Consider the following 8,959-nt stretch of genomic DNA (forward strand, 5'->3'; position numbering starts at 1 on the left):
CTATCCTTCCTATAATATTAGCTATTTAAATAATAGATTTAGTTATTTATACAATTTCCTCTGCCAGCACCTTTTCCTTGGCCAGCTCCGCTACCTTGACCTGCACCATTACCTAAGCCTTGATTAAGTCCATAGCCTTCCTTGTTTTCTCTGTTTATGCCAGCACCATCACAAGTAGCACTATTTTCAGCCATTTCAGCTTTAATTTCTTCTCCTCTTTCTGAAGTTATTGTTCCTCTTTCTACAGCTGCATCTACTCTTTCATATTTCTCTTGTAGCATAATTTCCTTTGCATCTTCTAAAGTCTTTCCTTCTTCTACTAAGCTTTGAACCTGTGTAGCTACACCATTTCTAAAAGCTCCTCCTAAATTTTCATCTGCAAAGGCCATAGTTGTTCCTAGGGCGGTAATTACTCCTACCATTGCTAAGGCTATCATTGATTTTTTCATATTAAATCCTTCCCTTCATTAATTATTTTTTATTTTCTTTACACCTTTATAATAACAAGGGAATGTTACATTAATGTTACAACAACCTAATAGTTAGATTAAAATAAGTATACATTTTTACAACCTTAAGCTTATCCAAAATTCCACACCATGTTTCCTATTCTTTACACCATAGGTGCCGTCATGAAGATTTACTATTTGTTTCACTATGGCTAAACCTAAACCTAATCGTTTTTCTTTATAGTTTCTTACCTTATCTAACCTTATAAATCCTTCCCAAATCCTAGTAAGGTTATCATCTTCAATATTACTGCCACTATTATATACAGAGATTACTAAATTATCTTCAATTATTTTTTGATTAATATCTATTACTTTTTTTTCATCTACATGGCTAAGGGCATTATTAATATAATTTTGTACTGCTTGTTCTAATCTAACTTCATCCACTATAACAGTAATATTTTCACCTTCCGTAAAGTTAAGATTTATGTTCATTTCTTCGAATCTAAATTTATTTTTCTCTAGAGTTTTTTTCATTAAACTATTTATATTTACTTCTTTTTTATTTAATTTAAAGGTATTTGATTCTAGCTTATATAAATCTAAAAGATCATTGACTATGATACCTAATCTATCTGTTTCTTCACCTATTACATCTAAATAATATTTTCTATCCTCTTCTGAAGATATAAAACCTTCTTGAAGTGCTTGAATATAACCTGAAATAACAGCTATAGGGCTTTTTAGTTCATGAGATACGGAAGATACAAATTCCCTTCTAGCTAATTTATTTTTCTTTTCATTTTCCATCATAGTCTCTAACTCTAAATTCTTTTCTTTTAGATTTTTTAAGGTTTCTTCTATTTTATGGGATAAATTATTAACACTTTTAGCTAGTAATCCTATTTCATCAATACTCTTTATATTTAAATCCTCACAAAAGCTTAGCTCTTCTATTTTTCTAGTTTTTTTAGTTATTTCTATTACTGGCTTAGTAAATTGTCTTGAAAATAATGCTGTGATAAAAAGTGCTATAAATCCAACAGGTATCATTATCATAAATAAAAGCTTTATAGATTTATTTACTGCATCATCAATAACAGTAATTGGTGCTTTAACACTTATTTCGTAATTATATACATTTTTATCTATAGCAGTTAAGAACTCTACACCTGTAGATCTATCAAGGGTTATGGTTTCGCTTATTCCCTCTTTTTCACCTATAAATTCTATAACTTCAAATCTATGCTGCCCATTCATCATATTATTTTTACCCATTTTATAGCTAGAAAATATACTCTCTGATATCAGTACATCTTTAATATCTATTTGAACACTATACTTCTCTGAAAGTCCTTCTAACTTCCCATCAACTATATTATCATAGTCTTTATCTATATAGTTTTTAATTTCTTCAATTACATCATTCATTTCCTTTAACTTTTCTCTCTGAAAAAAGTCTTTATATGTGATTCCATAGGTTGCAATCCCTAAAATAAAAATACTGAATATGAGAACTATACCAGAAAATAACTTTAATTTAATTGATTTCATCATACTTCTCCAAACTTATACCCGAAACCTCTTATGGTCTTTAGATACTTGTTGTATTCTTCCAATTTATTTCTCAACCGACTTATATGAGTATCTACAGTTCTAGTATCACCAAAGTAATCTTCATCCCATATAACTCTTAGTAGTGTTTCTCTACTTACTACTTTATTTACATTTTTTATAAAGTAAAGTAATAGTTCATATTCTTTCGGATTTAGTTCTTTCTCCTTACCATCTATTTTTACCATGTGACTTTCTTCATCTACTTCAATCCCTTTAAATACAATGCTCCCTGCCTTACTAATTTTGCTTTTTAAAAGTCTATTAACTCTAGCAAGTAATAGGGCTATGTTAAATGGTTTAGATACATAGTCATCCACTCCTATATCAAAGGCAAAAAGTTCATCTAAATCACTATCTTTAGCCGTTAATATAATTATAGGTACTTCTGATATCTTTCTAATCTCTTTACATACAATCCATCCATCATAAATAGGCATCATCACATCTAAAATTACTAAATCAATGGTATCATCAAAGTTCTCTAAAGCAAGCTTACCATCCTTTGCAGTAATTACTTTAAATTTATTAAAAGTTAAATAATCAGCAATAAGCCTTAAAATTCTTTCATCATCATCAGCAACTAAAATTTTCATTGAAACCTCCTAATATAATATATCATCTTTATTTTATACCATTATAGTATAAAATAAAGTGTATGTCCCCAAATTATTTTAGGACATACACTTCATGATTACAATTATTAGGTACCTCTAGTTAATTAATCTTCCAAGTAAATCATTGCTTCTTTTGATGAAATCAGACATCTCATCAGCACCTAATTGTCCATGACTTATCATAGCTAAGTCATACACCTGGTTACAAATATCATTAACCAAGTCTTTTTTATTTTCATCTTTAGATAAATTAAATAGTTTTTTAATTAATGGATTTGAACTATTTACAACTAAAGTCTCTTCTTTAGGGAACATTGACATATCCCCTCCTCCAAACATCACACTCATCTCAGCCATTCTTCTAGACTGTTCTGACAGAGTAATCATGGCAGGAACTTCTTCTGTTTTAATAGGCTCTATAGATATTTTTAGTTGTTCCTTATTTATAGAATTCTTAAATATCTCTTCTATAGCCTTGTTTTCCTCGGGACTTTCATCTATAACATCAGCCTTTAATATTTCTGTTAAGTCAGAGTCAATTCTACTAAATTGTACTCCTTCCTCTTTACTCTCCATTAAAGTAATAAAATGACTGTCTAGTGTAGTATTTAAAATCACAGCTTCTAAGTTATTCTCTTTTAGCATTTTAATATATTGAGACTGTTGCTTTTCATCATTAACATAAATAACTTTTTTATCATGNNATCATGATTTTCCTTATTGTTTTCTAGATATTGTTTTAATGTTACATGGTCTCCATTAGTAGTTTTGAAAATCAGTATATCTTTAACCTTGTCATAGAATTTTTCATCTCTTAGACAACCATATTTAATAAATATATTTATATCTTTCCAAAAGTCATTGTACTCATCTCTGTGATTTTTAAATAGAGATGTAAGTTTATCAGCCACCTTATTTACAATGTGTCTAGATACCTTTGATACATTATTGTCCTTTTGTAGAAAACTTCTTGATACATTTAAAGGAATGTCTTCGCAATCAATAACACCTTTTAATAAAAGTAGAAATTCAGGAATAACTTCTTTTATGTTATCTGCCACAAAAACTTGTTTATTATAAAGTTTCACTTCTCCTTCTGTAGCTTCAAATTCATGTTTTAATTTAGGGAAGTACAATATTCCTTTTAAATTAAATGGATAGTCTACATTCATATGAATCCAAAATAGCGGATCATTATATTCATTGAAGACTTTTCTATAGAACTCTTTATACTCTTCATCTGTACAATCCTTTGGAGCTTTCATCCATAATGGTTTTGTATCATTTAAAGGAGTTTTTTCTATATCCTTCTCTGAATCCTTATCATCTTTTTTCTCATTCTCATCTATTAGATAAATCTCAACAGGGAAGAAGTTACAATGTTTTTTTATAATTTGCCTTAATTTATAATAATCTAAGAATTCATTGCTATCTTCACTTATATAAAGAGTAACAGTTGTTCCTCTAGAAGTTCTTTCAGAAGATTCAATTTCATATTCTGTACCACCTTCACAAATCCACTTAACAGCTTCTTCGCCCTCCTTATAAGATAAAGTATCAATTTCAACTTTTTCTGATACCATAAAAGATGAATAAAACCCTAATCCGAAATGGCCAATTATCCCTTTTCCTTCATCAATTTTATCTTTATACTTAGATAAAAATTCCTCGGCTCCTGAGAAAGCTACTTGATTAATATATTTTTTCACTTCATCTGAAGTCATTCCTATACCGTTATCTATAAATTTAATTGTTTTTTCATCTTTATTTAAGGACACAGTAACTTCGTATTTAGACTCCTCCACAGTTGCTTCTCCAAAGGTCACTAGTCTTTCTAATTTATTAATAGCGTCGCAACCATTACTGATAAGTTCCCTTATAAATATATCCTTATCAGAGTATAGCCATTTTTTTATAATCGGCATTATATTTTCAGTGTGAATTGAAATGTTTCCATTCTCTTTAAGCATATATATCTCCTCCAAACAAAAATAATAAATTTTATACTCAACCGTATAAAATATTTTATACCTAATTCTATATAAAATAAAGAATATATTGTGAATTTTTTGTAAAAATATCACATTTACTCTGCTTGAGTTAGTAATCTTTTCATTATATCTCTCAATTTTCTTTCTTCTAATTTGTCATTTCCAATGATAACAATAACTTTTATATCTTTATCTGATTGATCCCATTTATAAGCCTTTGCATCGATAATAGCTTCCTCTGGAATAAACTCTTCCATATCTAATGCCATCTCTTCTGCTAAGCTGAGATATTCATCAAAAACATCGTCCTCTTCCATTTCACTTAAATTAAAATCATCATATTCTTCTTCTATAATCTCATTTAAGATTGAGATTTTCACACTTAAGCAAAAGGCATGAACATCTTCTCTTTTAGTTCCCTTTGTCATATCCTTAATTACTTTAAAATCAGTTTTACTTTCTATTATTTCTTTCATCTCATCATTATGAATTACATTTTCACCAAATAATACATACATTTATATCAGCTCCTGTTAATTAATTCTTAAGTTTTACATGCACATCATTATATCACATATATAGATTTTAATTAACAACTGTATAGATTTTTTAGAAATTCTACTTATTTACTATGAATAAAAAGAGCTTCTTCTCAAAAATAGCTCACTAAAACTTACAAAATATCGAACCTACACTTTATTATAAGTGTAGGCTCAATATTAATTTAACATTTAGCTTGTTTTATGACCTTATTTTACTCTTGGTAATACTTCTTTTTTAAAGAAACTCTTTGCCGTTAAGCCTGATACACTGAATACTTCTCCGTCATCAATTTTTACAGATACAGCATCAGAACAATGACCTAAACAAAATACTGCCTTTAAATCTACTTTATCTGATAGATTATATTCTTCAATGCTCTGTTGAAAAGCATTTATAACATTATAAGATCCCTTCACATGACAGGCGCTACCTATACAAACACTTAAGTTTACCACAGCGTTTACTCCCCTCTATTATAATTCACATGTAATAACTTATGAACTTTTCCATTTAATAATCCTGAATAAAGAGACATCATTACTGGATTTTCTTCTGAGCGTTTAAGGCTACTCATCTTATCTGCTGCATATAAACCTTCTCCACGTTTTTGCTTTCCTTCGAACATAGTAAATGGTTGTCCTGCTCCACCTACACATCCACCTGGGCAAGCCATTACTTCAATAAAATCATAATGTGCTTCTCCTGATTTTATCTTTTTCACAAGGTCATCAGCGTTTTTAAGACCACTAACTACAGCAATTTTTAATTCCTTGTCATTTACTGTAATACTAGTTTCCTTTACGCCAGACATTCCCCTTACTCCATTAAATGCTATAGTTCTTAGTGTAGATACAGATTTATCATCTAAAACCCTTCTTAAAACAGCCTCTGTAACTCCACCTGTAACTCCAAATATAACTCCTGCTCCACTACTAACACCAAATGGCATGTCTACAGCTTCTGGTTCTATCTCTGAAAATATAATTCCAGCTTCCTTTATCATAGCTATAAGCTCTTGAGTAGTTATAACATAGTCTACATCCTTAACTTCATCAACTTTAAATTCATCTCTATCAGCTTCAAATTTCTTAGCTGTACAAGGCATTATTGCTACATTAACTATTCTTTTACTAGAATGACTATAGTGCTCTTTTAAAACAGAACCAAACATCTGCATAGGAGATTTACATGTTGAGATATTACCCATCATCTCTGGGTAAGTTTTTTCTACATAGTTAACCCAAGCTGGACAACAAGAAGTAAATAAAGGAAGTCTTTCATTATTTTCTAATCTTGAAATAAATTCTCCTGTTTCTTCCAGAACTGTAAGATCAGCTCCAGTAGATGTATCGAATACTTCATCAAAACCCATTCTCTTTAAAGCTCCAACGATTTTACCCATTACATTTTCTCCATCTTTTTGTCCAAGCTCCTCACTTATTCCAACTCTTACTGCTGGAGCTATTTGCACTACTACCTTAGTATTTTTATCACTTAAATCTTTCCATAGTCTTTGTGTATCATCTTTTACTACTATAGCTCCTGTAGGACATACTGCTGCACACTGACCACAACCTACACAGTTTGATTCTGCTATAGGTTTGTCAAAAACTGTACCTACACTCATCTCTGCTCCTCTTTTTATAAAGTCAATAGCACCTACATTTTGAATTTCATTACACATTCTTACACAGTCACCACAAAGTATGCATTTACTCTTATCTCTTACTATACATAAAGATGATGTATCTAATTCGCTTTTTTCTGCTGTATTGTCAAATCTTACTTTTCTTATTCCAAAGCGATGTGCTAACTCCTGTAGTTTACAATGTCCATTTTTTTCACAGGTAGTGCAATCTCTACAATGATTTGAAAGTAATAATTCTAATATATTCTTTCTATATTTTCTTAATCTAGGTGTATTAGTATATATCTGCATACCAGCTTTTGGTGGTGTAGAACATGCAGCTTCAATTCCACCCCACTTATTTTCTACCATACACATACGGCAAGCTCCATATACAGAAAGCTCTGAGTAGTAGCATAAAGTTGGTAAGTCTATTCCTGCTTTTCTAATTACCTCTAAAATATTTTTTTCTCCCTTTATTTCCACTGGGATGTCATCTATAATCATAAATTGTTCATTCATTCTATTAATCCTCCTTTATAGCTTTAAAGGCACAAGCTTCAATACAGGCACCACATTTAATACATTTATTTTTATCAATTACAAAAGGTTCTTTAACCTTACCTGAAATGGCACCTACTGGACAAATTCTTGAACATTTTGAACAACCCTTGCAAAGGTCTGCATCTATATAGATAGTCTTAAGTTTTTGACATGTCTTGGTTGGACATTTCTTATCAATAATATGTGATTCATACTCACTACGGAAATTCTTTATTGTACTTACTACTGGGAATGCTGCAGTTTTTCCTAATCCACATAAAGCTGTAGAAGATATTGTATCTGCAAGTTCTAGTAATAAATCAATATCTTCAATTTCACCTTTACCTGCTACAATTCTCTCTAATATTTCAAGCATTCTCTTAGTGCCTTCACGACATGGTATACACTTACCACAAGACTCATTTTGAGTAAAGTTCATAAAGAATCTAGCTACTTCTACCATACAAGTATTTTCATCCATTACAACTAGCCCACCAGAACCTATCATAGCTCCAGCTTTCTTTAAAGAATCAAAATCTAGTGGTAAATCTAAATGTTCTTTTGTTAAACAACCACCTGAAGGACCACCAATTTGAACAGCTTTAAACTCTGCTCCTCCTCTTATTCCTCCGCCGATATCAAATATTATTTCTCTTAAGGTTGTACCCATAGGAACTTCAATAAGCCCTGTATTTTCAATGTTTCCTGTTAATGCAAAGGCTTTTGTTCCATTGTTATTTTCTGGACCCATGGTTTTATACCAATCTGCTCCCTTTTCAATTACTATAGGTACATTAGCAAAGGTTTCTACGTTATTAAGTACTGTTGGTTTTCCAAATAATCCTTGTTCTACAGTTCTTGGTGGCTTAACTCTAGGCATACCTCTTTTTCCCTCAATAGAAGCTGTTAGTGCACTTCCTTCTCCACATACGAAAGCACCTGCTCCTTTATTGATTTTTATATCCATGCTAAAACCTGTACCAAGAATGTTCTCACCTAATATTCCATACTTTTTAGCTTCTTCTATAGCATTCTTTAATCTGCTAACAGCAAGAGGATATTCTGCACGTACATATATGTATCCTTCCTGTGCTCCACAGGCTACTGCTGCAATCATCATTCCCTCTATAACTCTATGTGGGTCTCCTTCCATTATGCTTCTATCCATAAAGGCACCTGGATCTCCCTCATCACCATTACATACAATGTACTTCTCACCCTCAGGTTGACGTTTTACCTGACCCCACTTACGCCCAGTTGGGAATCCACCGCCACCACGGCCTCTTAAATTAGAATCATCAATTTCTTTTATAATTTCATCTGAAGTCATATCAAACAGTACTTTTTCTAAAGCAAAATATCCACCTATAGCAAAATATTCTTCTATAGATGTAGAATCAATATGACCACAATGTTCTAATGCCAATCTAGTTTGTTTTTTATAGAAAGGTATTTCATCTTGAGTTTTGTAAACCTTGCCATCTTTTTCATAAGCCAATCTATCTACACATTGACCTAAAACAATAGTCTTATCTATAATTTCTTCACAATCCTGTGGCTTAACTTTTATGT

7 protein-coding genes and 1 pseudogene are annotated in these 8,959 nt (G+C 31.0%); all 8 read right to left on the reverse strand.

Annotated features, from left to right (window positions below; translation table 11 throughout):
• Nucleotides 1–38: 38 nt before the first annotated feature.
• Nucleotides 39–449 (reverse strand): hypothetical protein, encoded by a 411-nt coding sequence (locus B2671_RS00440; RefSeq protein WP_346868631.1) that lies wholly within the window; start codon nucleotides 447–449, stop codon nucleotides 39–41.
• Nucleotides 450–566: 117 nt separating this feature from the next.
• Nucleotides 567–2,006: a HAMP domain-containing sensor histidine kinase gene (locus B2671_RS00445; protein ID WP_346868632.1), complete on the reverse strand. Its 1,440-nt coding sequence runs from the start codon at nucleotides 2,004–2,006 to the stop codon at nucleotides 567–569.
• Nucleotides 2,006–2,662, reverse strand: a complete 657-nt coding sequence (locus tag B2671_RS00450) for a response regulator transcription factor (RefSeq protein WP_346868633.1) — start codon at nucleotides 2,660–2,662, stop codon at nucleotides 2,006–2,008. Before B2671_RS00450 ends, B2671_RS00445 begins: the two co-directional genes overlap by 1 nt.
• 117 nt (nucleotides 2,663–2,779) lie before the next feature.
• Nucleotides 2,780–4,653, reverse strand: a pseudogene (htpG, locus tag B2671_RS00455) (molecular chaperone HtpG).
• Between the two features lie 116 nt (nucleotides 4,654–4,769).
• A complete protein-coding gene (locus tag B2671_RS00460; protein WP_346868634.1) occupies nucleotides 4,770–5,192 on the reverse strand; it encodes a hypothetical protein in 423 nt (140 codons plus the stop codon).
• Between the two features lie 231 nt (nucleotides 5,193–5,423).
• Nucleotides 5,424–5,672 carry a (2Fe-2S) ferredoxin domain-containing protein gene (locus B2671_RS00465; protein ID WP_035133546.1) on the reverse strand — a complete coding sequence of 83 codons (249 nt, stop codon included), beginning with the start codon at nucleotides 5,670–5,672 and terminating at the stop codon, nucleotides 5,424–5,426.
• A gap of 5 nt (nucleotides 5,673–5,677) precedes the next feature.
• On the reverse strand, nucleotides 5,678–7,366 hold the full coding sequence (locus tag B2671_RS00470) for a [FeFe] hydrogenase, group A (protein ID WP_346868635.1): 1,689 nt from the start codon (nucleotides 7,364–7,366) through the stop codon (nucleotides 5,678–5,680).
• 4 nt (nucleotides 7,367–7,370) lie between these two features.
• Nucleotides 7,371–8,959: NADH-quinone oxidoreductase subunit NuoF (gene nuoF / locus B2671_RS00475; RefSeq protein ID WP_346868636.1), on the reverse strand; the 1,589-nt coding region annotated here is incomplete at its 5' end.

Origin of the sequence: Clostridium sp. UBA5119 (assembly GCF_002414285.1) — a bacterium.
Classification (GTDB): domain Bacteria; phylum Bacillota; class Clostridia; order Clostridiales; family Clostridiaceae; genus Clostridium_J; species Clostridium_J sulfidigenes.

Excerpts from the sequence above, each read along its gene's own strand:
- B2671_RS00445 (WP_346868632.1), bottom strand. The coding sequence starts at position 2,006 with ATGAAATCAATTAAATTAAAGTTATTTTCTGGTATAGTTCTCATATTC.
- B2671_RS00450 (WP_346868633.1), bottom strand. The coding sequence starts at position 2,662 with ATGAAAATTTTAGTTGCTGATGATGATGAAAGAATTTTAAGGCTTATT.
- B2671_RS00440 (WP_346868631.1), bottom strand. The coding sequence starts at position 449 with ATGAAAAAATCAATGATAGCCTTAGCAATGGTAGGAGTAATTACCGCC.
- B2671_RS00470 (WP_346868635.1), bottom strand. The coding sequence starts at position 7,366 with ATGAATGAACAATTTATGATTATAGATGACATCCCAGTGGAAATAAAG.
- B2671_RS00460 (WP_346868634.1), bottom strand. The coding sequence starts at position 5,192 with ATGTATGTATTATTTGGTGAAAATGTAATTCATAATGATGAGATGAAA.